We start from the raw sequence: 24265 nt of genomic DNA on the forward strand, positions 1-24265 counted from the left end.
ATGGATGCAATTACGATTACTAACTTAGATGTGGTGTTTGGTGATAAACAAGAACAAGCATTGACACTCCTTGACCAAGGTAAGTCTCGTCAAGAAATTATTGACAAGACAGGGCAAGTTGTCGGGGTTGATAACGTTTCTCTCAGTATTAAAGAGGGTGAGATTTGTGTGTTAATGGGGCTATCGGGTTCCGGAAAGTCGAGCTTATTACGCGCGGTGAATGGCTTGAATGATATTAGCCGCGGAGCTTTAGAGATTAAGGATGGAGACCAGATTGTCGACGTCGCTGATTGTAGTGAAGAAACCTTGCGTCATCTGCGTACTCATCGTGTCTCTATGGTGTTTCAAAAGTTTGCATTAATGCCGTGGCTAACTGTTTTGGACAATGTTGCATTTGGTCTGGAGATGCAAGGTATGGGCAAAGCAGAGCGCCGTAAAAAAGCACGTGAACAGTTAGAGATGGTGGGTCTAGCAGAGTGGGAAAGTAAATACCCCCATGAACTGTCCGGAGGGATGCAGCAACGCGTCGGGTTAGCCAGAGCGTTTGCTATGGATACCGATATCTTGTTAATGGATGAACCATTTTCTGCTCTTGACCCACTTATTCGTGCTCAGTTGCAAGATGAACTTCTTCAACTACAGAGTCGGTTGAATAAGACGATTCTGTTTGTTAGTCACGATTTAGACGAAGCGCTTAAGATTGGCAACAACATCGCGATTATGGAGTCAGGCAAGCTGATTCAGCATGGAAAACCTGAACAAATTGTCCTTGCACCAGAAACGGAGTATGTGAAAGATTTTGTTGCTCATACAAACCCACTAAATGTACTTAAAGGTCGCTCTCTAATGCAGTCTCGTGAAGAGCTAGCAAGACGCAATGATCAATGGGAGATTTGTTCGTCAGACGAGCTTTGGGTTGAACAACTGCCTCAAGGCTTGAGTTTGGTTGATTCGAATAAAACGCTGGTTGACTGGAATGATGATTCTCTTGCGATAGATGACATTAACAGCTCTATGGTTGTTCAAGCCAGTCCTGAAATCGGGATGCGCGAAGCGATTGAGCTTAAACAACGTAGTAACCAACCTATATTACTTGTTGAAGAAGATGAACTTGTTGGTGTATTAAGTGACAACGAACTCTACGACGCACTGCTGGGTAACTTTAAAACCAAGCAAGTTGCCTAACTACTTCCCCTAACGCTTCGTTAGGTGTCGTTGATTAATAAATCTTAATCTATGCTCAAGGCTGGCTAAATCTGACTTTTTGTATTCTTTGGATGTAACGATGAACTAACGGGGACAAAAAGTCGGTAAGGCGCTGATGGTGCCTATCGCACTTTTGCTATCGCTTGGGGTTATAACGAATAAGGCTCGCGTGACTAATGCGAGCCATATCTAAACGTTTGACTATCCGCGCATCATAGCGCAGGCATATGCGGTGGTGAATGCTTGCTCTTGGTATTGCTTAAGGCCCGTATCTTTAAACTGGATTCCAAGTGGGTTTCTTTTCAAACTTTCCTTGATAGCTGTAGGGGCGACCACTTCAGCTTTCAAGTCTTCAATGAGTTGGATCGCAGCTTCAAGCTTGAAGCCAACCGCTCCGCCTGCAAATTTACCTTTTGTTTGGCGTTGACGAATGACAACTTTTTCAATTTTGTAGTCCTCAATCAACTTGGCAAAAGAGAATTGGAATTTTCTTACCTCTTGTGTGTCGTTTGCATTGCCAATGCTTAGCTTTGCTACGCGGCAATCAGGCAAATGAACGACACCATTTTCATGAGAAAGAAGACAAATTACCGCATCGTTACCTTTTAGCTCTACACCACAAATTTTCATGTTTTCACCTAGTTGTTTGTTAGCGACGCCATTATATCGACCATTTGTGACTTATCGAGCTTTTTATGCATGGATAATAAGGATAATAGAGAGGGGAAGAAGCCCAGAAAGAGTTGAGCTTCAGAAAGCATAGGTTCGAAACAACAACTTTATGAGCAGATCTTACCTAACTTTGGTTCTTGAGTGATTGAGTATTCATCGTTAAGAGATTGGTAAATGATCGCATTCCAAACTTCACCATTTTCAAGTTCAAACTCAACAGCGTAGTTCATTCCAGCAACGACTTGAGTGCGTACATCAGTGATCTTCTTTAACGGAGAAGACGTTGTGATTTGGCTGAGGACAAGAGCAACGGCTTTTTCTACCTCAGGTGATACGTGACCTAGAGGATGCCAACCTCCCGGCATCGCTTCGTTGTTACACATGGGTTTGTGTGGCATAGCTGAAGTCTGCTCTTGGTTGGTTGAAGTTGCTTGATTGCAACCCGAAAGGATGACTACACAGGTTACTGACAATAAAATAGCTTTCTTCATGTTTACTCCATGACTCAATCATTATTGAGTCAAGTTTTCCTTGTGGATTATCTTGACTCTATTAATAGATGAAATTGTACTCATAATTGAGTTTTTAAAGTCATGGGAATGCAATAAAAAAGCCGCTTTAGATAAAGCGGCAGACAGGTGTAACTAAAAACGGTTAGCTATTGCCGCTTTCGCGGTATTTATATTGATAGTCAACATCTAGCACTGCTTGGTACTGAATGTTTCCGGGTGTACTTGCTAGCTCTTCGATCTGTACCGTCATATCATTTAGCTTGACGCTTGGATAAACGACATTTGTTTGTGAAATGTGTAACTTGTTTTTCAATTGTGCTGGGTTCATTGTCTTCATCTCATCCATGAGGTCAAACGCGGCATCATAAGCTTGTTGCTTAGTTGAGTATGTGTCAGTGGTGAAGCTTGTACTTGATGAGGCTGTATCGGTTGACGCAAATACTGACGCGCTCATAACTAACGAAGCCAATAGAATCACTTTTTTCATAATCTTTTCTCCTGATGGGTGACCTTCACGTAAAATACTACGCCAGTATGCGTAAGGAGTCTGTCAGGCTGTGTAAGGAGAAGCCCAGTTTTTGTAAAGCTTTCCTTTACGTTTGTAACCCGCTCATGACTAAGTCAATATAGGGTTAGTCACCGAGTGGAAATGTTATGGCTAGGTCAACGGGTATCTATTGCCGCTATGTTACAGTGTGTTGTAGGTAAACTTGCTTCGAACAGCATTTAAGTGCTTGCTCTGGTAGCACTTAAATACTAATTGACCTAGATTGGTATTGAAGTTGCTAGAATTGTTGTTACAGACACCAGTACTTAAAGTGTCTATGTTAAGAATAATGGTGTTTGCAGTGTGTTGCGCAGGACGAAGCAATGAGAAAACTAGGAATACTGTTAACCGTGTGTTTAGCTCTATCCGGATGTAGTACCAAGTTTGTGTATAACAATATGGATTGGCTATTACTCGAGTACTTAGACGATTATGTTGAACTCAATGACTCTCAGGAAGAGATAGTCAGTCAGAAGATTGCAGTGCTGAGTGAATGGCATCGAACGGAAGAAATCCCGAATTACATTGAACATCTCGATGAGTTAATGACAATAGATCCCACTACTTTTACGCTAGAGCAACTTGAAGTGCAGGAAGTGAAGTTCCAACAACATTCACAGCGCCTTGTCGCGAGAGTTGCACCAGAACTTTATGCTGTTGCCCGCGAGCTATCCAATGACCAAGTAGAAGAGTTGATGAACAGCATTCGTGTTCGTCACACTAAATACAAAAGGAAATACCAAAAGCTTCCAGACCCAGAAATTAAAGCCCGCTATAAAGCTCGTATTGAAGAGAATTTGGAAACTTGGATTGGCAACCTTACCAAGCAGCAACACATACTATTGGATAAATGGGTCGACGAATTGTATGTGACTTCCCACGACTGGATTCACCACCAGACTAAAATGCGTATCGAGGTCAATGCCCTTTTATCTAACAGGCTAGATATGGCAAAGTTTCAACCTGAATTTCGACAGCTAATGTTTAACCCCAATAGTTTCTATGCTCCAGAACTAGAGCAAAAAATTGATTTCAATAAGCAGGTCGCAAACCGTTACCTTATACAAGTGATCAATTCAATGACCTCTAAACAAACCAAGCACTATCGTGATGAATTGCAGGATTGGAAAGAAGTTGCGCTAGATATTCAGTAGATTAAGCCACAAAGTTCACCACTCGGTATTTGTTTGATGTCGGGTTCAGGTTAGAGTGACAGACTCCTAACACAACTTAGCGAACACTATGGAATGGATTCTGTTGTTTGGGGCAGGTGTTCTAGGAGGGATACTGAATAGCATTGCTGGTGGTGGGAGCTTTATCACCTTTCCAACACTTATGTTCGTCGGTGTACCTCCTGTTATTGCAAATGCGACCAATACTTTTGCGGCATGCGCGGGCTATCTCAGTGGGACTTACGGCTTTCGTCAAGACATTGCCAAGTCAAATGCCTCTCTCACGCTGATCATTACTCTTAGCTTAATTGGCGGAGGGTTAGGCGCGTATTTATTGCTGAGCGTATCGGAAAGTCAGTTCCTTATTGCAATCCCTTGGTTACTATTGTTTGCAACCTCTCTTTTTTTGTTTGGAAGCCAAATCAATAAGTTGGCGAGTCGCTTGGCAAAATCGACATCGTTGCATCCATTTTGGGCGTTGGGTTCAGTTTCTTTGCTGTTAGTTGTCGTCTCTGCATATGGAGGCTTCTTCAATGCGGGGCTTGGTGTAGTCGTACTCAGTTATTTGGTGTTGGCTGGGTACACGGATATCAACCAAATGAATGGCCTTAAATTATTGATTTCATTGTCTGTTTCAATCATTGCGATAGCGGTGTTTATTGCCGAAGGGTCAATCGACTGGTTACGTGGGGGAGCGGTGATGCTGGGCACATTATCAGGCGGTTATGTGGCGGCAAGAGTTTCTAGGCAAGTTGAACAGTACTATGTGAAAGGTTTTGTTGCCCTTTCAAGCGTGGCAATGACGGTCTACTTTTTTTATGACGTCTATCTATAAACACTACTCAACCAGCATGCGGGCCTTCACACAGATAGCTATTTTGAGGTCTATTTAGGTTAATTTAGCTTGCTCAATGGCATAATTCAGTGAGTCAAGTTGAGGCCAATTATTTGTCTTATATGGCCACTTTAACCAATGATTAGGAGGCTTTATGAGTAGAAAACTCGGCAGAGTCATGTCTAGTAGCCGCATGATTACCTTCGTAGCATTTCTTGCAGCAACATTCGCTTGGATTCTAAAAATGCCAGCATTGTTTACTGTATCGCTTCTTGCCCTTGTCGCTAGTGGTGCTCTTTATCTCAATGATAAATTCAAGCGTCGGAATCAAGAAAAGAGCGCCTCGAGGCGCTCTGAGAGCGAATTAGAAGAAACCTAGTGGGTTTACATCGTAGCTGATTAACAGGTTTTTCGTATTTTGGTAATGGTCGAGCATCATTTTGTGTGTTTCTCGTCCTATACCCGATTTTTTGTAGCCACCGAAAGCTGCGTGAGCGGGATAGGCGTGGTAGCAGTTGATCCATATACGTCCAGCTTCTATGTTTCGGCCCATGCGGTAAGCCAAGTTCGCATCACGAGTCCAGACCCCTGCACCCAATCCGTATTCAGTGTCATTGGCAATCGCCAACGCTTCTGCTTCATCTTTGAATTTGGTAATAGCAATGACTGGACCAAAGATCTCTTCTTGAAACACGCGCATCTTGTTGTTGCCTTCAAGCAACGTAGGTTGAATGTAGTAACCAGATTCAATATCGTCTTTTTGCTCTGCTACTTGACCTCCAAACACAACCTTTGCACCTTCTTGGCGACCAATTTCAAGGTAGCTTAAGATCTTGTCAAACTGCTCTTGAGAAGCTTGCGCACCTACTTGGGTATCGGTATCAAGTGGGTTGCCTTGCTGGATGCTCTTAGCTCGCTCTGCCACCTTGGCAACGAACTTATCATAGACAGATTCGTGCACTAATACCCGCGAAGGGCAGGTACACACTTCCCCTTGGTTAAAGAAGGCCAATAAAGTCCCTTCAATACATTTTTCAAGGTATTCGTCTTCGTGTTCGAAGATATCTGGGAAATAGATATTTGGGGATTTACCCCCAAGCTCAACTGTCGACGGGATTAGGTTCTCTGCTGCACATTTAAGGATATGGTTGCCGATTTCAGTAGAGCCTGTAAATGCGAGTTTGGCAATGCGGTTACTCGTCGCGAGTGCTTGGCCTGCTTCACTACCAAATCCATTAACAACGTTGATCACTCCGGCTGGAATGAGGTCACCGATTTTTTCCATTAGTAGAAGAATGGATGTAGGCGTTTGTTCAGCAGGTTTTAACACCACGCAGCAGCCTGCTGCAAGAGCAGGAGCAAGTTTCCAAGCCGCCATTAACATCGGGAAGTTCCATGGGATAATTTGACCAACGACACCAATGGGTTCAGGGAAGTGATAACTCGCAGTATTGGCATCTAGCTCAGCGGCACTGCCTTCTTGGGCGCGGATACAACCGGCAAAATAACGGAAGTGATCGACAACGAGTGGTAAATCGGCCGCCAGTGTTTCACGTACCGGTTTACCATTTTCCCACGTTTCAGCGACTGCAAGTTCTTCAAGGTTTTCTTCAATGCGATCCGCTATCTTTAGCAGAATATTCGAGCGCTCGGTTACGCTCGTAGCAGCCCAACTTAATCTGACATTATGAGCGGCATCAAGCGCTAGGCTAATGTCCGCTTCACCTGAACGGGCAACTTTACAATATGCTTTGCCATTGACGGGGGAGGTGTTAGCAAAATATTCGCCCGAAACGGGTTTTACCCACTTTCCCCCAATGTAGTTGTCATAATGGCTTTTAAAGTTAACGACGGAGTTTTGGCTGCCCGGTTGTGCGTAAATCATAAAATGTCCTTATTTTTCTCATTCATTATTGGCTTGATGTCATCACACTGAGGTGAACACTTCTTATGGCATCGTGTTAGTTAACGCAAATCACAGACCATATGTTAATAACTTGTTGTATTTATTTTCAGGCGCTAGAGTGGTCAAGGCTTAAGCTGGCATGTTTAAAACAATGGTGAGAGGAACGGCTTGTTAATGAATTGTTCAACTGTTCCAAAATGGTACAACCCAATTGTTCAAAGTTGGAACAGGTATGGAACTACAAACGATACAATCTGATAAATGGCTAGCTTCTTCATGGCAAAGAAGCGAAATCGCAGGCTTAAAGCAAATCAAAAAGCCGGAAGATATCAATGTTTCAAACGCGTTACTAAAAGAGAGGCGATACAAAGCGCAAGGTGTAATAGAGGCTGTTGAAGAATGTGCTCTTCCTCTATTCAGTCAAGTGTTGTCGCGCAGTGATAGCCGATTAATCTTGACTGATGACGAAGGGGTGATTCTTGCCAGTTGGGGGCAAGAGAAGTTTCGTGAGAAATTGATGTCTATTGCCTTGGAGTCGGGAACCTGCTGGCAGGAAAAACTGAAAGGAACTAACGCCATAGGCACTGCCCTGTTCGAAAAGAGAGCGGTATCTATTATTGGCGAGCAGCACTTTATTAAACAGCACCGATTTATAAGTTGTTCGGCAAGTCCATTGTTTAACCACTTTGGCGAGCTAGTGGGGATTCTGGATATAACTAGTGAGCAAAGTAAGCATGATATGACTACCCAACTTTTGGTACAGAACATGGTGCAGTTGGTTGAAAACTACATGCTGACACACATCCCAGAAGGCGCATTGCAGATAAACCTTGCCCACAATGAATCAGTATTACAAAGCGGCTGGCAGGGAATTGTTATTGCAGATGATAGCGGCCACGTGATCGCTCATAATCAGGTGGCGAGCCGGCTTATCCCTCACGTGTCCCTAGTCGGGGAACACTTTGAAGACTTGCTAAATCAGCCTCAACAACAGTGTCAGTTTTTTGTTGAAAAAAAGAGTTTGGGCAATAAATTTCGCGGTAAGAAATGGCTGAGTGTGGCAAGTGAACTCCATTACGGCGATGACAAAGTAGAGCAAGCGTGGCAGCAGGCCAATAAGGTCATGGGTTGTGACATTAGTTTATTGATACTGGGTGAAACAGGAGTGGGTAAAGGTGAGTTTGTAAAAGCGCTACATAAACATAGTGCACGCAATAAACAACCACTTGTAACAGTTAACTGCGGCGCTTTGCCCAAAGATTTAATTGAGTCTGAACTGTTTGGCCATGCATCAGGTGCGTTTACGGGGGCGAATAAACAAGGCTATTGTGGGCGTATAAGGCAAGCAGACAAAGGAATCTTGTTTTTGGATGAAATAGGGGAGATGCCGCTAGATGCGCAGTGTCGTTTGTTAACTGTGTTGCAAGACAAGATCGTTATGCCAGTAGGATCTGCCCAGTCCTATAAAGTGGATATTCAAGTAATAGCGGCGACACACCAAGAGCTCACTCAATTGGTTGCTGAGGGGAGATTCAGGCAAGATCTCTATTACCGCCTCAATGGATTAGTGGTTAGCTTACCTTCTCTCTATCAACGTGAAGACAAACTAGCAATAATTCATGCGATACACGCTAAACACCAGCAGAACGGGCAAAGAATTACCTCTTCCTTAATACAGTCGCTACTTCGTTATCGATGGCCGGGCAATCTAAGGGAGCTAGATAACCTGTTGAAGGTAACCTGTTTGATTGCAAGTGATGTTAGCGAAATTGGGATTGAACATGTTCCATCACACTTTGCCCAGCCGTTACTAGAAGTAGCAAGCGAGAGCGAGATTGAAACATTGGATTTGAAGTCGACATTGAATTCAGCATTAATCGATACCTACCATACCCATAATGGGAATGTCAGTAAGGTATCTCGCGTTCTTGGAGTCAGCAGAAATACGGTTTATCGCAAACTGAAAGCATTGGGTCTCATTAAAACGAAATGAACGGCTTAACCGCCCAATTATATAAATATCATCGAATTATTCATCGTCAATCAAAAGCGCTATCTACTGTGCTTCATTAAATCCATAACCTAACCTTGAATATCACCTTTTGTGGTTTTATAAAATTCTCAACTCAATCACAGGTTGATAATTTATTGAGATTGTCAAATAGAATGCAATAAATAAGTGTCGGTCTGCCAATTTGTCTTAAATGTGATAATTGACGATCTTATGTCCAATAATTGAGAATGCCTGGTAGCTTTGCTGGCTATTAAGCGATAATGAGATCTAATCTCCATTTATTGAAGGGTTTGATAATATTTCTGTAATATTTTATGGCTGAGATTTAACCATCTAAAGAACTTATTTTGTTTATCAAAAATGAGACTTTACTTTCTGCTTGTTAATAAATGAAAATGATTGCGCTTTTATTTATCTATGTGGAAGCCATACGTAGAAATTAAATGTTTATTAACTCAATAACTCTAAGAGCTACGACTTAGAGGCGGTAGCGTACCTAAATATGGATATGACAACGCACAGTAAGGTTAAATTCGGTGAAAATGAATCAAGCGCTCTCTATCGAATAGTTGATGGAATTGTGATTGTTTCATTTCTTTTGGCAGTATCCACAATTTACCTAGGTGATTTCTCTAAGATTTATACTATTTCAGGACTATTGTCGGCTCTCTTGTTTGTATTTTTTGCCGAGCAATCAGGGCTGTATAGATATAATGGGGTGTTTGTTCAACGACACGAATTTAAGAACATTATTGGTGCTTGGCTGCAAACTTTACTTGTCCTTTTACTTTTCGCTTTTTTTACCAAATGGACGGAAGTGCATTCTAGAGTGGTGATAACTACATGGATGCTTGCGACGCCGCTCCTAATCATCTCAAGTAGATTAGCTGGAAACCAGCTTATTCGTTCGCATTATAAAAAGCACCAGTATAAGCAAAAGGCGATAATTGTTGGCGTGTCAAATGCTGGTATTCGCTTGGCGCATGATATTGCTAATGATAAGTCTTCTAGCCTTGATTTTGTTGGCTTTTATGATGACAGAGAACCAAGTCGTTTGGCTAAAGATGGCTTGAGTAAGCCGATACTAGGAACCATAAAAGATTCGGTCGAGAAAGCCAAGAAACGCGAAGTTCGACACGTTTATATCGCTCTGCCTATGGGAGAAGTTAAGCGAGTAAAAGATGTGGTTAAAATGTTTTCTGATACTACTGCTCGAGTCTATTTGATACCGGATATTTATACTTATGAATTAATGCAAGCGCGTTGGAGAACCATTGGTAATAGTCCAACAATTAGCGTTCAAGATACTCCATTTTATGGACTGGCGAGTGTTGTGAAACGCATCGAAGATGTTGTGCTAGCGACTCTGATTGCGTTGTTAATTAGCCCGGTTTTATTGTTCGTAGCCATTGGTGTCAAGTTATCTGGGCCAGGGCCTATTATTTTCAAACAAATACGCTACGGATTAGATGGAGCGGCAATTAAGGTGTGGAAGTTTCGCTCTATGAATACGACCGATAACGGAAATATTGTAAAGCAAGCGACGAAAAATGATCCCAGAGTGACGAGGTTTGGCGCTTTTATTCGACGAACCTCTCTTGACGAACTGCCTCAGTTTATCAACGTAATTCAAGGAAGAATGTCTATCGTCGGACCACGACCACATGCTGTTGCGCACAACGAAGAATATCGCCAAATCGTCGACAAATATATGTTGAGACATAAGGTTAAGCCCGGAATTACCGGATTGGCCCAAATTAGTGGCTATCGAGGTGAAACCGATACGCTTGAGAAAATGGAAAAACGCGTCGAGTACGATCTCAAATATATCCAAAACTGGAGCCTGTCATTAGATTTGAGAATCATATTTCTAACCATATTTAAAGGTTTTGTCGCAAAAACAGCATATTAAGGATTTTAGATGAAACTTAATAAATCAACAATCGCACTTTCACTGCTTACAAGTTGTGCCTGCTATGCTGCTCATGCGAATGAAGAGCGTGGCTATGTTACTGAGTCGGGAATAAGAATCACACCGCTGTTTGAAAGTAGCCTCGAGCACAATGATAACATCGGTCGTTTTTCTAGCAGTCAGAAGCCAGAGTCGTCAGGTGTTTTGGTATTGGAGCCAGGTATTGCTTTTGAGTCTGACCGTGGTGGCAACGAGCATCTGGTAGCATACCAGATTTCTTCAGGCACTTATTTTGATAGCAGTGACGACAATTTTTTAGATCACAAGTTTATTACCAACAACTTTATCAGGTTAAATTCTAAGCACGGCGTGTCTTTGAATTATAACTTGCTCTTGCTCCATGAGGAGAGGGGTACCGGACTGAGTGCGGGTGATTCACTTTCAACCGTAGTTACCGATCCGGTTGAGTATCTGATTAACGACATCAATAGTACTTATGTTTACGGTAGTGAAGGTGCCAAAGGAAGGCTAGAGCTTTCATTGGGTTACTTGGATCGTAGTTATAAGAATTACCGTGACATCAGCAATCCTAACCTAGCTCAGTTGAGTACTAAATATAAAGATTTTGATGAAGTTAGTGGCGGTTCGGCATTTTACTATCGAGTGATGCCTGCGACTCAGGCCTTGTTTGAAATTGAGTTAGTCAAGCGCAACTATGATTTAGCTGACCCGGCGACAACCCGCTCTCAAGATAGCCTTGATCAATTCTATATGATTGGCTCCAAGTGGGATATGTCTGGAAAAACAACCGGTAAGCTTCGACTTGGTCTGCAAAACAAAGATTACGAAGATTCTCAAAAGGATCAGTTTACCGGATTTAGTTGGGACGTTGATTTGACTTGGAATCCACTGGAACACTCGCAGGTGACGTTATTGGGTGGGCAGCGCGTTCGTGACCCTGAACAAGGACGAAACTATGTGAAAGACAAGTTTCTAACATCGGGCTGGAAGCACCATTGGAAAAGCAACTTTTACAGCGATATTGAACTCTTGCTACGAAATAGCGACTACTCAAGCTCAAACCGTGATGACGATTTTTATTCAAACAGATTAGCACTTGGTTACACCTTAAATGATATCACTGATTTAGTTCTAGGTTGGAAGTACGAGAGGGTCAACTCGACCATAAATGAAAACAGTTACAAACAGAACGTTTGGTATTTGTCTGTAAACCTAGTTCTGTAATTGCACCAAGATATTAAGGATATTTGAAATGAGGTTGAGCTTTCATACCTTGCTACTGTTAGCCACTGCATTGTTCAGTTTACAGGCAGTCGCTTTTCAAGGGACATACAAATTGGGTGCTGGGGACAAGATCCAAATCTCTGTTTATGGTGAAGATGATTTGTCTATAGATGAGCTGTACATAAATAATAGCGGTAGCTTTGACTACCCGTACCTAGGCCAACTCGAGGCGATTGGTAAAACTCCTGAACAGCTAAAACAAGAGATTTACATTGGATTGAAGGGTGATTACTTGATCTCGCCAAAAGTACGCGTCTCAGTCGTTGGTTTTAGAAGTATCTATGTCAATGGTGAAGTTAAAAAGCCCGGTGGTTACGAATACCAGCCAGGATTAACCGTTGATAAGGCCATTGCTTTGGCGGGTGGTTTTACGGATAGGGCTGCTCGGAACAAAGTATTCGTATCTAAGGCAGGCGATGATGAAACGAAGAATAAAGCCAAACTTTCCTCTTCCGTATTGCCTGGTGACATCATTGTCATCGAACAAAGTTTCTTTTAGCCCCGTTTAACATGGATTTAAAAATGAATTCCCAATCTGAGACTGTTCCACATTCTCAACTTCTAGACCTAGGCTACTACATACACTTGATTAAAACGAGGTGGTTGCCAATAGTGATTTTTGCAGTGCTTTGTAGTGCCATCACGGTACTCGTAGTGTTGTCGATCACACCAGTATACAAGGCGACCGCAACTTTGCTCATTGATTCGTCGACAAAAAAAGCGGTTTCCATTGAAGAAATCGTTGGTTTTGATACGAGTACAAAAGAGTACTATCAAACTCAGTTAGAGATACTCAAGTCTAACCAAGTCGCGCAACGAGTTATTGACAAGTTAGACTTGGCAAGTGTCGAGGAGTTTAACGCGTCATTACGACAGGTTGATCCCGGTCTTTTTTCTCAGCTTAAATCGGCGCTAAGTGAACTCACTATTCTTAAAGCTTATCTGTCAGAGAAGGATAGGGAACAATCGGCCCAAATTGACGAAGAGCAACAGGTAAATCGAAAAGTTCTTAAAGCATTTAAAGCGAAGCTATCGATTGAACCTATTCGTAAAACCCAACTCGTTAAGATTAGCTTCGAGGCGGAAGATCCAAAGCTTGCAGCACAGATTGCCAATGAAGTAGGCCATGCGTTTATTGAGAACAATTTAGAGTCAAAGCTTCTCGCTACAGAACAAGCGACAAGTTGGATCAATTCGCGTCTGAGTGAACTAAAGAACAAGCTCGATGAATCTGAAACCAAATTGTTAGCGTTTCTAAAGCAGCAGGAGTTGATTGATGACAGTGGCATCGTAGCGTTAACCAGTTCAGAGTTGTCGAACTTAACGGATCGTATTGCAAAAGCGACAGAAAAACGTATAGAAACACAGTCTATCTATAGCGCCTTAAGAAAAAGCGAAAGTAAAGAGGTGGCAGCCTTAGCTTCTATACCATTGATTTCTAATCACCCCCAGATTCGCGATATTCGTCAAGCTGAATCAGAAGCCGTGAAACGGGTGAGTGAACTCTCTAAACGCTACGGACCTAAGCACGATAAAATGATCCAAGCGCAGGCTCAGCTGGAAACTATTTCACTTCGTGCAAATCGCGTGGTTGCCAAGTTGGTCAATGGTATTGAGAAAGAACTAGCAAGCGCGGTTAACCAAGAAATGTTGTTAAGAGAAGAGCTACTAGCCAAAAAAGATGAGTTTCAATCACTCAGTATCGTTAAGAGAGAATACGATGTTCTAAAGCGAGATGTTGATACCAACGCCAAGCTTTATGACTTGTTTCTAACGAGACAAAAAGAGGCTTCTGCAACCAGTGACTTCAGTTCTTCTAATGCTCGATTCAGCGACTATGCCCTTATACCGGAGTCACCAAGCAAACCAAATAGAAAACTGATCGTGGCACTTGCCTTTGCGCTGAGTTTGGGATTTGCACTTGTCGTGGTTATTGCCCAAGATGCTTTCAATAATACTATCGAATCATCGCGAGACTTTGAGAATAAACTCGGGTTGCTACCGACAGGTACTATTCCGAAGATCAAAGATAAGATGTATAAGAAGTCACCGCTCGACTCTAGTGTGTTTGGTAATAACAAGTTTGTTGTTTTCCAAGAATCTATTGACTCAATTCGTACTTCTTTAGTTTTGAGTCTGCACAACACGCAAAGAAAGCTCATCGCTGTTTCATCCTCTGTTCCAGGAGAAGGAAAGACCACAACTTCTGTGAATCTGGCGCTCTCTTTTTCTAAGTTAGAAAAGGTTCTTTTAATCGATTGTGACTTGAGAAAGCCTTCAATTGCTCAACGATTCAAATTAAACCCATCTACACCTGGGTTGGTTAATCACCTGCTGATGAATCACCCGCTTGAAGAGAGTATTACAAGTATTGAAGGAAGCAACTTAGATGTTATGAGTGCTGGTATGGTTGCTCCCGATCCTCAGGAGTTGTTAGGAAGCCAAGGCTTCGCAGAAATGATTCGAGATCTAGAAACTAAATATGACCGAATTATCATCGATACGCCGCCGATACTGCCAGTAAAAGACTCGTTTATTGTCGGAAAAATTACAGGGGGAATTATCTTAGTTCTTAAAGCGAATAGTACGACTAAGTCTGTTTACAAACATACGATGACGCTCTTTACCAAACACACAATTGCTATCGATGGAGTGGTGCTAAATCAAGTTCCAGCACCGAAAAAAGGGAAGCATACATATTCAGAGTACGCCACTTATGCGTATGGACAATCGTAGGGATGACAATGGATAAGAATATTAAGGTACTTTCAGTTTTTGGGACGCGTCCAGAAGCCATCAAGATGGCACCATTAGTCCATGAACTGGCTGGCGCAGAGGGGATCGATTCCAAAGTGTGTGTGACGGCGCAGCACAGAGAAATGCTTGATCAAGTCTTAGAACTTTTTGAAATCAAGCCCGATTTCGACCTAAATATTATGAAGCCAGGTCAGTCCCTCTACGAAGTAACGTCAAACATTATGTTAGGTTTAAAACCAATTTTGGAGTCTTTTAAGCCAGATATTGTGTTAGTTCATGGTGATACGGCAACAACCTTATCAACCAGCCTAGCAGCTTATTATCAGCAGATCGCGATTGGTCATGTAGAAGCAGGCCTGCGCACGCAGAACATATACTCCCCATGGCCAGAGGAAGGAAATCGCAAGTTAACGGGAGCGATATCTACGCTGCATTTCGCACCGACAAGAACTTCGTACAACAACTTGCGTAAAGAAAACATTGAACAAGGGATTCATATCACTGGTAACACCGTCGTTGATGCGCTACTTGCTGTTACTGAAAAGTTAGAGAGTGATCCGGAACTCTCTGTACTGTATGCAAATACGTTTGCGCAGATAGACAGCGATAAAAAAATGATCCTTGTAACCGGACATCGACGCGAGAGTTTTGGCAGTGGTTTTGAGAATATTTGCCAGGCATTGAAAGAGATCGCCAGTAAACATTCAAATAGTCAAATTGTCTATCCAGTGCATTTAAACCCAAATGTGAGAGAGCCAGTGAATCGACTGCTTTCAGGTGCAGATAACGTTGTTTTAATTGAGCCTCAAGACTATTTACCTTTCGTTTATCTGATGAACAAAGCACATATCATTCTGACGGATTCAGGCGGTATTCAAGAAGAAGCGCCTTCTCTAGGTAAGCCTGTACTGGTTATGAGAAACACCACAGAGCGTCCAGAAGCCGTAGAAGCAGGAACTGTTAAATTGGTCGGTACAGACAAAGATACCATTGTTCACGAGGTCGAAACGCTGCTGCTAAATGATGAGGCTTATCAGAAAATGAGTTTGGCGCATAATCCTTACGGTGACGGCAAGACAAGTAAGCGCATCGTTAACATCATCAAAGAACATTTTTAGCAGTTATTTCAATTTAGTTATTTTTCAAATTTTGGCATTTAGTTGAAGGGATTTTTATGTCTTTTAAAACAGTTTCTGTAATCGGGTTAGGTTATATCGGTTTGCCTACGGCAGCCGTCGTCGCATCACGAGGTATTAACGTTGTTGGTGTCGATGTTGACCAAAATGCTGTAGAGACTATCAATGCGGGCAATATCCATATTGTTGAGCCAGATTTAGATATTATCGTCAAAGGTGTTGTAGCTACTGGAAACTTAAGAGCAACGACTGCCCCAGAAAAAGCAGACGCCTTTATGGTAGCCGTACCAACGCCATTTCTACACAGTGATTGTGGTGATCATAAACCCGATCTGTCATATGTTGAATCGGCGGCACGCTCAATCGCTCCAGTTTTAGAAAAAGGCAACCTAGTTGTATTGGAATCGACTTCACCTGTTGGTGCGACAGAGAAGTTAGCCAACTGGCTCAAAGAAGCACGACCAGATCTTAGCTTTCCTCAAGATTGTGGTGATAGCGCAGATATCAAAATTGCCCATTGTCCAGAGCGGGTTCTACCGGGTTATGTTATTCAGGAACTAGTCTCTAATGATCGCGTCATTGGTGGTCTATCAGCAGCATGTAGTGAAAGGGCTTCTGAACTGTACCAAACGTTTGTTCGCGGAGAGTGCATCGTTACCAATGCTCGAACTGCCGAAATGGCCAAGTTGACAGAAAACTCTTTCCGAGACGTCAACATAGCGTTTGCCAATGAGCTTTCCATTATTTGTGAAAAGCTAAAAATTAATGTATGGGAATTGATCAAGCTATCTAACCGCCACCCAAGGGTTAATATTTTGAACCCTGGTCCGGGTGTCGGTGGTCACTGTATTGCCGTTGACCCTTGGTTTATTGTCGACAGTGCCCCTGATGACGCGAAACTCATTCGTCAGGCAAGGCTTGTGAATGATTCGAAGCCATTCCATGTCATAGAGCAAATTGAAAAATCTGCCGATGAGTTTAAACGCCCAGTTGTCGCTTGTTTGGGGCTAGCATTTAAAGCTGACATTGATGATCTGCGTGAAAGTCCAGCACTACAAATAGTTGAAGAGTTGACTCAACGTAACGTCGGTGAACTGTTGCTCGTAGAACCTAATATTGATGAGCTTCCAGAGAAATTGAAACAAAAAGATCTAGAGTTAACCTCATTTGAAAGCGCGATTGAACGAGCGAATATTGTTGTTGTTCTCGTTGATCACAAACAATTCAAATTGGCTGATAAAACAAGCTTTGCCAAAAAAGTGATTATCGATACACGAGGTCTATAAAGCATGGCTAAACTGAATAACTATGATGGTATTGTGTGTTTTGGCGGTGCTGACTGGTGGTATCACAACAAAGGCCACTTTGATATGAAGGTGATGCGAGAGCTGTCAAAAGAACAAAAGGTACTGTTTATCAATTCGGTAGGTATGCGTGTTCCTACATTAGGAAAAACTTCCAACATTGCTGATAAAATTAAGCGGAAATTGAAGAGCATTTCTCGTGGTTTTGTACAAGTTGAAGATAACTTTTACGTTTATTCACCAATCTATGTACCAGGAAAAATGCTTTCGTTTCTCTCTAATCTTTTCCTAAAGGCTCAAGTCGCATACATCACTAAAAAGTTGGGCATACGTCAGCCACTTATGTGGGTGGTAACGCCAACGATTTCAGATGCTATCGATCTAAAAAAAGACAATGTGGTTTACCAGCGTACGGACAAAAATGAAATGCTGGCGGATGGAGATACCCAGTTTATTAAGAAGAGTGTTGATAAACTGATCAAAGATTCGGGATTAGTCATCTATTGTTCGAAAGCGTTACAAAACGAAGAACATAAACTAGCAAAATCAACTTTACATGTCTCTCATGGGGTTGCTGATGTGTTTTTTGATCAACAGCTAAAGCAACGAGAAACCGAGCTAGCATCAACGACTAAACCAAAGATTATGTTTGTAGGGGCCATCGATTCTCACACGTTTGATATTGACCTTTTAATGTACTCAGCTAAGCAGATTCCGGATGCTGAATTTTTTCTAGTAGGAGAGGTCAGTATGGGAGAGCACTTTTCGAAACAGTCGATACCGAAAAATATTCACTTCCTTGGTAAAAAGAGCCAAGAAGAAGTGCCTGCTTACCTACATGCATGTGATGTCCTGACTATGTACTGGCAGAAAAACGAGTGGATTAAGTTCTGTAGTCCAGTCAAGTTTAAAGAATATTTGACCGCTGGAAAACCAATTGTTTCAACGTTTTTCAATGGTTGGGATGAGTTTGGTACATCGAACATCGAAGTCACTAATGATTATGATGAATTTGTTGAGCACTTACGTACAGCTGTTATTAAAGGGGAATGCCAAAAGCTTAATATGGACAGAGAGCGCTGGTCTTACAAAGCAGGCTTGATCGCTGAGAAAATCAATGAAGCTTAAGGTCTTTACCGCTCTTGCGGATCAAATGTTTTACTCTGGGGGAACGTTTGTCTTCTTTGTGTTTTTGGCCAACGTGGCGAGCGAACATGTTCTGGGCGCATATTCCCTTTGTTTAGCCACGGTCATTTTCTTTCAGGGAATTCAAAGAAATTTGATTTCGATACCTTTATCGATTTCCAGTGATTTCACTGAATCGTTTGTGAGGTCTTTAAATCAGACCTCATTTTTCTCATCACTGATTATCGGCGTGATTAGTACGGTAATTGTTGTTGTTTTCTGCATTATGAATTCTCTTAGCGTTATTGAGTGGGCGACGTATTGCTTGGTATTGAGCTTGTCTTTGTGGGTCTATGAGTTTAAGAGAAGGCTATTATGGCGTAGAGGTGACTACCAGAACATTCTTAGGCTATGTATTACCAATGCGTCGTTTCTATTCGTCTTGAGCTCGGTTCTATATGTTTTATCTCTCGACGTTATTTATGCCTACCCAGCTTCATTCATTATTGCTACGTTGTTGGTAAAGGCTGAAGTTAAAATAAGCTGGCGTTTCGATAGGCAGTTCGTAAGTAAACAACTCAAATTGCAGAAATATGAAATCTTGAGCGGGTTTGCTTTTGGTGGCTATAACAACTTATTAATTATCTCTTCAGGGTTTATTTTCGGTCCAGGAATGGTTGCATTGTTATCTGTTGCTCGAAACCTTCTTCAACCTGTACAAGTATTGATCAGTGCAGTGGACTCGTTTGATAAAGTGGACTCTTCAAAAAAGTACCATTCACAGGGTAAGTCAGCATTAATAAAGAGCTTGATGAAGTCGATGGCGATTGTTGGGCTGATTGCAATGCCATATATGACAGCTACGATTTTCTTCTCTGATGAAATAAACGAATTGCTGTATTCCGGGAAATACCAAGATTTGGTGCAAGTGCTCCTTCCGTTTTCTATTGCTTACGTATTCATGATATTTGGTCACTTTCTAGAGAACGCGTTGTACATAACGAAAATGGCCAAACAAATGTTTATCAATCGGGTTGTGTGTGCACTGAGCGCTCAACTGTTTTTAGTTGCATCTATTAGTTACCTTGGTGTGTTCGCAATGCCGAGTTCGATGGCAATTGGCTGGCTCATTATCGTCGCACTTTCCTTACACAAAGTTATGGGAATAGATCGTGATCATCAGAATTAGCAACAAGTTCGTATTGGCAATATATATCTTGCTGATTGTTGCCACTGTTTCTACGTTTAGGAATAGAGGTGTCGAGTCCGAGGGTATGGACCTACAGTTGGTTATTAAAGCGTTTGTTTGGTTGTTCTGCGGTGCGATTAGCCTGTTCTTCGCATTAAGGATTAACTTGAGGCCAATGTCATTGCCTCAGTGGATGATTTTAATATATGCAGCTTTAATTCTGATTCAGTCACCAACTTCTCCAGCAGGAAGCTATTCGATAATGGCATCGCTTGTTTTTTGCATATTCGTGCTAACGAGCATCGTCATGTTTCGCCTGTTTGATTATCAGCAGGCAACGAATGCGTTCCTATTGGCCTCACTAGGGATCTGCATACTTTCCTTGATTTTCTATGTCGCCATTCCAAGTATTGCTCTTCAAGAGTACTGGAATGATATGGGGTATATCGAAGGGGTAAGGTTCAAAGGTCTTGGGAGTAACGCCAATGCTATTGGCCAAGTTTCAGCGCTAAGTTTATTTCTACTATTGGTAGTAAAAGGACATGGTCGACCAGAACGAATAAAATATGTCTTGTTTACCGCTATTCTTGCTGTTCTTTTATTGTCGCAAAGTAGAACGTCAATGTTAGCGCTCATTTTGGCGACTAGTTACTACTTTTTGCACAGGCGCTATGCGTCTATCGTCTATTTGCTATTTATCGGTTTGACTTTAGCGACGACTATTTGGGCGACAGAAATTTACTTGAATATATTACCATCACTAACCAGAAGTGGAGGTCTTGAAGAGCTATTTACCTTTACTGGACGAACAATGATTTGGGAGGTTGTTACCGAATTGATCGCTGAAAAGCCGTGGCTTGGGTACGGGTATGCTGCATCAAAACAACTCCTTCCCCTTCATTTTGAAACAAGTTGGGGTTGGACGACAGTCAATAGCCACCAATTTATTCTGCAGCTTTTGTTGTCATCAGGTGTTATTGGTTCATTGCCTGTATTCATTATTCTAGCAATTCAAGTCTACTTTTTGGTTACTTTTAAATCAAAGTTAGCTTCTTCACTTTTTATTTTTATCCTCGTTACTGGAGCGTTGGAAAGTGGGGCGATTGGACCAATTCCCAACTATTTAACCCTCCTATGGTTAGTAACAATATCAATGTTATTTAAAGAGTATGAGCGAGAGAAAAGCACCACCGAGCTTGATGTTAGGGGCTCATGTACGACTATCTTGCGGAGAAGCTGAGGTGTTTTTTATACAGGCACAAGTTTGTGATAGCCATTTTCGAATTAAATTCTCATTTCTGCATAGAAATGATTGGTAAACAAGGAAAGAAAAAGTGACGTTAGCAGAGGTCCGAAATAATGCTCTTGTGGTTAAACAACAAGTATTGTCAGAGTCAGTCTTAGATGAGTTTAGTGGTTATGACCCATTTGATGGATTGAATAGTCGTCTATTTGATGTTCTTCCTAGACTAAAGAAAGGATTGGTGGGTTTAGCTTGGATCCAGCTCTTTAAACGCTCTCCAATCAATTTTCGCCCTTTGGCGGGTGTTCCTAAAAAACGTAATCCGAAAGGGATAGGTTTGTTTATTCTGGGCATGCTTGAAGACTACAAAAGAACGAAAGAAACAAAGTATCTCGATTTAAGCGTAGAGCTTGGCGACTGGCTATTGACTCAAGAGTGCGATAAGCAGCAATGGAAACACAGTTGTTGGGGTTACCACTTCGACTGGAAAGCGAGAGCTTTCTACGTGCCCAAAGGTAAGCCAAACGTAATCACAACCGTTTATGTTTCTCAAGCTTTGTTAGAACTAGCCAGAATCCTTGATAAACAGGGGCTGAGTGGAAGTGAAAGATTCAAAGCTCCTGCGCTTGATGCAGCGAATTTTATTGTGAACTCACTCTATACGGAGTCTGATCGACGTTGCTTCTTTGCCTATATCCCAGGAGAAACCGCGTTTGTGCATAATGCGAGCTTATGGGCTGCTGCTTGGGTGGCGACGGTTGCTAATGAAACTGATAACGATCATTACAAACAACTTGCGTTAAAGGTTGCCAGACAATCTGCACGAGAACAGCGTTCAGATGGTTCTTGGGTCTATGGTGCAAGGCATCACCATCAGTTTATTGATGGCTTCCATACAGGGTACAACTTGGAAGCTCTCGACATTGTTCGACGTTGCCTAGCAACGGTGGAATTCGATGAAGTTATTGGTAAAGGGTTAGATTACTATCGCACCCATTTTTTTGAGCAAGATGGTTTAGCTAGGTATTACAACGATAATCCATATCCGCTCGATCCACATTCGGTTGCGCAGTCGATTATTACCTTTTCAAAGTTGTCTAAATCGAAGAGTGACGCTGAGTTGATCGGCAAGATCATAAAGTGGTCAGTCGAGCATTTGTATTTGCCAGGCAAAAAGCAATTTGTTTATCAAGTTAATAAAAAAGGCACTAACAAAATCAACTATATGCGTTGGACACAAGCGTGGATGTATTACTCATTTTCTTACTACTTAAATCAGGATGAACACTAATATGCAGCGAATTATGGTTATGAATAGCCCTATGGATTCTGGCACGATGACTGAAACCGTAGATTTGATAAAAAGCAGGATTAGTGACAAACAGTTTACCCAGCATGTTGTTGTTAATGTGGCCAAGATCGTCAACATGCGAAAAGACGAAGCGCTATCAGAAAGCGTCACCGAGTGCGATATCATTAATATAGACGGTATGGGTGTGGTTTGGGGCGCTCGTTTTCTTGGTCATCAAGTGCCAGAACGCGTGGCAGGGGTCGATCTTTTCCATTCACTTAATGCGATGGCCGAAGAGGAGTCATTTCCAGTGTTTTATCTTGGAGCAGAAGAGAGCATTGTTCAAGAGACAGCAGCTAGGATGCACAAGAAACATCCAGATCTCGCTATAGCAGGAACACACCATGGCTATTTTTGGGATGATGAAGAGAGTGTTGTGCAATTGATTAAGCAATCTGGAGCGAGACTGCTCTTTGTTGCAATTACATCCCCCAAGAAAGAGAACTTCATTAATAAGTGGAGAGATCAGTTAGGTGTCGACTTTGTTATGGGGGTAGGTGGTACTTTTGATGTTGTCGCTGGCAAGGTTAATCGCGCTCCTTCTTGGATGCAAAAGTACGGTCTAGAGTGGTTATACCGAGTAATCCAAGAACCTCGAAGAATGTGGAAGCGTTATTTGGTGACAAACTCGAAGTTTGCCTGGTTACTCCTAACGGAGAAATCAAAGCGATTGTTGGCCAATAAATAGCGTTTATGCACATTCTTCCTCTATTTATAGCGTTGATCTTAGTTATCTCCTCGTTATTCCAGTTGGTTCAGGTTGCATATACAAGCAGTCTGACTTATTCACTTTCACTGTACAGTGATGAAGCAAACTTCGAGTTTGATGAGCAACGTGTTGGTAACGAGAGGCTGTTGGTTGAGACGACTCTTTATCTGCCCAATGTTGGTGCTCATCAATATGAACTGGCTGCGAATATCTTAAGTTGGCATTCCTTTTTACGCTACCAAAACGCATCGCTTGAAGAGGTTAATCAGTACCTAATTGAGAGTATTCGGTCGAGACCGACTTGGTATGCTCCCTATTTGCAGATGTCTCGTTTCTCTGAAAAGCATTCTGTGCCAGCGGCGATAGAGTATCCGGAAAAATTGGCTATGCGATTTGGGCCATACATGAATGAGACGAAGTTAGTGCTGTATGACAAAAAATTCTCACAGTGGGAAATGCTTACCGAAGAGGAACAAATTGCGCTTACCGTAAATTTTTTGGCTAGCGCACAAAGCTACCGATTCCGCAGATCTTTAAAGGATTTGCTCGAGTCGTCTAAGGGTGCTGAAAGAATGTGTAAGCTTCTGGCGTTTAACGCGATTGACCATTCGTCATGTCGCGAATCATAACTTGTCACTAGTATATCTACAGACAGGTTAGAATACAGGATTGTATATTGTGTGGATAAATTCGTTCAATAATTTCAGAGCTATCGCTATTGTGTTTATTGTGGCAGCTCATAGTTATGGAATATCAGGAGTACAAAGAACGGATTTCTTTGACTATTTTATAAGCAATATAATAGCAGGCGGAACCTCATTGTTTGTTTTTATTTCTGGATATCTTTTTTATGAAGTTTTTTATAAAAATTTCGACTATATCTCTTTTTTAAAGAAGAAGGCTAATAATGTTCTATTGCCGTACTTGTTCCTAGGAATTGTACCGATATCGGTTTACTTGGTGTTTATTCAAGGTGAATTTAATGGCTATTTTGATGCAACACAACCAGGTTTGATACACGAATACCTTATTCCGTCGATAAAGTACTACGTCTCAGGTCGGTTCTTGCCAGCGTATTGGTATATTCCATTTATATTGATCACCTTTGTGTTGTCTCCTCTACATGTTCGCTATGCGAATTTATCATTGAGGTTACAAATTATTACCATTTTTAGTCTTTGTACAGTCGCCTTGTTAGTTCATCGGCCAGTAGAAAATGTCAATGTATTTCAAAGCTTATTTTACTTTTCTCCGGTCTATTTGATAGGGATTACTACTGCGATAAATAAAGAATATGTTTATAGCAGCTTGAAAGGGCTTTGTTGCTTAAATCGATGGAACTAAATCAAGAAGCTACGATCTGATCGGCT

General features: G+C 41.9%; 22 protein-coding genes. 18 read left to right on the forward strand and 4 right to left on the reverse strand.

Annotated features, from left to right (window positions below):
* Positions 1-1185, forward strand: a complete 1185-nt coding sequence (gene choV, locus APB76_RS08195) for a choline ABC transporter ATP-binding protein (protein ID WP_054962207.1) — start codon at positions 1-3, stop codon at positions 1183-1185.
* A 222-nt stretch (positions 1186-1407) separates the two neighbouring features.
* On the opposite strand, the gene APB76_RS08200 is transcribed toward choV, so the two are convergent.
* From APB76_RS08200 to APB76_RS08210, 3 genes are all read right to left on the reverse strand, one after another.
* Entirely contained in the window at positions 1408-1836 is a 429-nt protein-coding gene (locus APB76_RS08200; protein ID WP_054962208.1) for a DUF3010 family protein, read from the reverse strand.
* A 149-nt stretch (positions 1837-1985) separates the two neighbouring features.
* Complete coding sequence (locus tag APB76_RS08205; RefSeq protein WP_054962209.1) at positions 1986-2369, reverse strand: cystatin domain-containing protein; 384 nt, start codon at positions 2367-2369, stop codon at positions 1986-1988.
* Between the two features lie 163 nt (positions 2370-2532).
* Complete coding sequence (locus APB76_RS08210; protein WP_049846065.1) at positions 2533-2877, reverse strand: DUF3316 domain-containing protein; 345 nt, start codon at positions 2875-2877, stop codon at positions 2533-2535.
* 383 nt (positions 2878-3260) lie between these two features.
* On the opposite strand from APB76_RS08210, the gene APB76_RS08215 reads away from it, so the two are divergent.
* The 3 genes from APB76_RS08215 (at position 3261) to APB76_RS08225 (ending at position 5323) form a co-directional block, all read left to right on the forward strand.
* Positions 3261-4091 (forward strand): DUF6279 family lipoprotein, encoded by an 831-nt coding sequence (locus APB76_RS08215; RefSeq protein ID WP_054962210.1) that lies wholly within the window; start codon positions 3261-3263, stop codon positions 4089-4091.
* 88 nt (positions 4092-4179) lie between these two features.
* The gene (locus APB76_RS08220; protein WP_054962211.1) at positions 4180-4944 is read left to right on the forward strand and encodes a sulfite exporter TauE/SafE family protein; all 765 of its coding nucleotides are present in this window, start codon (positions 4180-4182) and stop codon (positions 4942-4944) included.
* Positions 4945-5098: 154 nt separating this feature from the next.
* On the forward strand, positions 5099-5323 hold the full coding sequence (locus APB76_RS08225; protein ID WP_054962212.1) for a hypothetical protein: 225 nt from the start codon (positions 5099-5101) through the stop codon (positions 5321-5323).
* Here APB76_RS08225 and exaC read toward each other — a convergent pair.
* Complete coding sequence (gene exaC / locus APB76_RS08230) at positions 5309-6829, reverse strand: acetaldehyde dehydrogenase ExaC (RefSeq protein ID WP_054962213.1); 1521 nt, start codon at positions 6827-6829, stop codon at positions 5309-5311. The genes APB76_RS08225 and exaC overlap by 15 nt on opposite strands.
* Before the next feature lie 253 nt (positions 6830-7082).
* On the opposite strand from exaC, the gene APB76_RS08235 reads away from it, so the two are divergent.
* From APB76_RS08235 to APB76_RS08300, 14 genes are all read left to right on the forward strand, one after another.
* The gene (locus APB76_RS08235) at positions 7083-8843 is read left to right on the forward strand and encodes a sigma-54-dependent Fis family transcriptional regulator (RefSeq protein ID WP_054962214.1); all 1761 of its coding nucleotides are present in this window, start codon (positions 7083-7085) and stop codon (positions 8841-8843) included.
* A 523-nt stretch (positions 8844-9366) separates the two neighbouring features.
* Entirely contained in the window at positions 9367-10776 is a 1410-nt protein-coding gene (locus APB76_RS08240) for an undecaprenyl-phosphate glucose phosphotransferase (RefSeq protein WP_054962215.1), read from the forward strand.
* A 9-nt stretch (positions 10777-10785) separates the two neighbouring features.
* Positions 10786-12021 (forward strand): outer membrane beta-barrel protein, encoded by a 1236-nt coding sequence (locus tag APB76_RS08245; protein WP_054962216.1) that lies wholly within the window; start codon positions 10786-10788, stop codon positions 12019-12021.
* A gap of 28 nt (positions 12022-12049) precedes the next feature.
* Positions 12050-12580 carry a polysaccharide biosynthesis/export family protein gene (locus APB76_RS08250; RefSeq protein ID WP_049846073.1) on the forward strand — a complete coding sequence of 177 codons (531 nt, stop codon included), beginning with the start codon at positions 12050-12052 and terminating at the stop codon, positions 12578-12580.
* Positions 12581-12603: 23 nt separating this feature from the next.
* Entirely contained in the window at positions 12604-14817 is a 2214-nt protein-coding gene (locus tag APB76_RS08255) for a GumC family protein (RefSeq protein WP_054962217.1), read from the forward strand.
* Positions 14818-14825: 8 nt separating this feature from the next.
* The gene (gene wecB, locus APB76_RS08260) at positions 14826-15956 is read left to right on the forward strand and encodes a non-hydrolyzing UDP-N-acetylglucosamine 2-epimerase (protein ID WP_049846075.1); all 1131 of its coding nucleotides are present in this window, start codon (positions 14826-14828) and stop codon (positions 15954-15956) included.
* A gap of 56 nt (positions 15957-16012) precedes the next feature.
* On the forward strand, positions 16013-17260 hold the full coding sequence (wecC, locus tag APB76_RS08265) for a UDP-N-acetyl-D-mannosamine dehydrogenase (RefSeq protein ID WP_049846076.1): 1248 nt from the start codon (positions 16013-16015) through the stop codon (positions 17258-17260).
* Between the two features lie 3 nt (positions 17261-17263).
* Entirely contained in the window at positions 17264-18406 is a 1143-nt protein-coding gene (locus tag APB76_RS08270; protein ID WP_054962218.1) for a glycosyltransferase, read from the forward strand.
* 199 nt (positions 18407-18605) lie between these two features.
* Complete coding sequence (locus APB76_RS08275; protein WP_237767891.1) at positions 18606-19592, forward strand: oligosaccharide flippase family protein; 987 nt, start codon at positions 18606-18608, stop codon at positions 19590-19592.
* Entirely contained in the window at positions 19576-20832 is a 1257-nt protein-coding gene (locus tag APB76_RS08280; protein ID WP_054962220.1) for an O-antigen ligase family protein, read from the forward strand. The genes APB76_RS08275 and APB76_RS08280 overlap by 17 nt, the downstream gene beginning before the upstream one ends.
* Before the next feature lie 94 nt (positions 20833-20926).
* Positions 20927-22126, forward strand: coding sequence for an aspartate-semialdehyde dehydrogenase (locus tag APB76_RS08285; protein WP_408058670.1), 1200 nt, complete (start codon positions 20927-20929; stop codon positions 22124-22126).
* A 1-nt stretch (position 22127) separates the two neighbouring features.
* On the forward strand, positions 22128-22874 hold the full coding sequence (locus APB76_RS08290) for a WecB/TagA/CpsF family glycosyltransferase (RefSeq protein ID WP_049846080.1): 747 nt from the start codon (positions 22128-22130) through the stop codon (positions 22872-22874).
* 5 nt (positions 22875-22879) lie between these two features.
* Positions 22880-23524 carry a hypothetical protein gene (locus APB76_RS08295; RefSeq protein WP_054962221.1) on the forward strand — a complete coding sequence of 215 codons (645 nt, stop codon included), beginning with the start codon at positions 22880-22882 and terminating at the stop codon, positions 23522-23524.
* A gap of 49 nt (positions 23525-23573) precedes the next feature.
* The gene (locus APB76_RS08300; RefSeq protein ID WP_082880285.1) at positions 23574-24239 is read left to right on the forward strand and encodes an acyltransferase family protein; all 666 of its coding nucleotides are present in this window, start codon (positions 23574-23576) and stop codon (positions 24237-24239) included.
* The last annotated feature ends 26 nt before the right edge of the window (positions 24240-24265 follow it).

It is taken from the genome of Vibrio bivalvicida (genome assembly GCF_001399455.2).
In the GTDB taxonomy this organism is placed as follows: Bacteria; Pseudomonadota; Gammaproteobacteria; order Enterobacterales; family Vibrionaceae; genus Vibrio; species Vibrio bivalvicida.

Coding starts and splice junctions, on each gene's coding strand:
- choV (WP_054962207.1), top strand. CDS start 1: ATGGATGCAATTACGATTACTAACTTAGATGTGGTGTTTGGTGATAAA.
- APB76_RS08200 (WP_054962208.1), bottom strand. CDS start 1,836: ATGAAAATTTGTGGTGTAGAGCTAAAAGGTAACGATGCGGTAATTTGT.
- APB76_RS08205 (WP_054962209.1), bottom strand. CDS start 2,369: ATGAAGAAAGCTATTTTATTGTCAGTAACCTGTGTAGTCATCCTTTCG.
- APB76_RS08210 (WP_049846065.1), bottom strand. CDS start 2,877: ATGAAAAAAGTGATTCTATTGGCTTCGTTAGTTATGAGCGCGTCAGTA.
- APB76_RS08215 (WP_054962210.1), top strand. CDS start 3,261: ATGAGAAAACTAGGAATACTGTTAACCGTGTGTTTAGCTCTATCCGGA.
- APB76_RS08220 (WP_054962211.1), top strand. CDS start 4,180: ATGGAATGGATTCTGTTGTTTGGGGCAGGTGTTCTAGGAGGGATACTG.
- APB76_RS08225 (WP_054962212.1), top strand. CDS start 5,099: ATGAGTAGAAAACTCGGCAGAGTCATGTCTAGTAGCCGCATGATTACC.
- exaC (WP_054962213.1), bottom strand. CDS start 6,829: ATGATTTACGCACAACCGGGCAGCCAAAACTCCGTCGTTAACTTTAAA.
- APB76_RS08235 (WP_054962214.1), top strand. CDS start 7,083: ATGGAACTACAAACGATACAATCTGATAAATGGCTAGCTTCTTCATGG.
- APB76_RS08240 (WP_054962215.1), top strand. CDS start 9,367: ATGGATATGACAACGCACAGTAAGGTTAAATTCGGTGAAAATGAATCA.
- APB76_RS08245 (WP_054962216.1), top strand. CDS start 10,786: ATGAAACTTAATAAATCAACAATCGCACTTTCACTGCTTACAAGTTGT.
- APB76_RS08250 (WP_049846073.1), top strand. CDS start 12,050: ATGAGGTTGAGCTTTCATACCTTGCTACTGTTAGCCACTGCATTGTTC.
- APB76_RS08255 (WP_054962217.1), top strand. CDS start 12,604: ATGAATTCCCAATCTGAGACTGTTCCACATTCTCAACTTCTAGACCTA.
- wecB (WP_049846075.1), top strand. CDS start 14,826: ATGGATAAGAATATTAAGGTACTTTCAGTTTTTGGGACGCGTCCAGAA.
- wecC (WP_049846076.1), top strand. CDS start 16,013: ATGTCTTTTAAAACAGTTTCTGTAATCGGGTTAGGTTATATCGGTTTG.
- APB76_RS08270 (WP_054962218.1), top strand. CDS start 17,264: ATGGCTAAACTGAATAACTATGATGGTATTGTGTGTTTTGGCGGTGCT.
- APB76_RS08290 (WP_049846080.1), top strand. CDS start 22,128: ATGCAGCGAATTATGGTTATGAATAGCCCTATGGATTCTGGCACGATG.
- APB76_RS08295 (WP_054962221.1), top strand. CDS start 22,880: ATGCACATTCTTCCTCTATTTATAGCGTTGATCTTAGTTATCTCCTCG.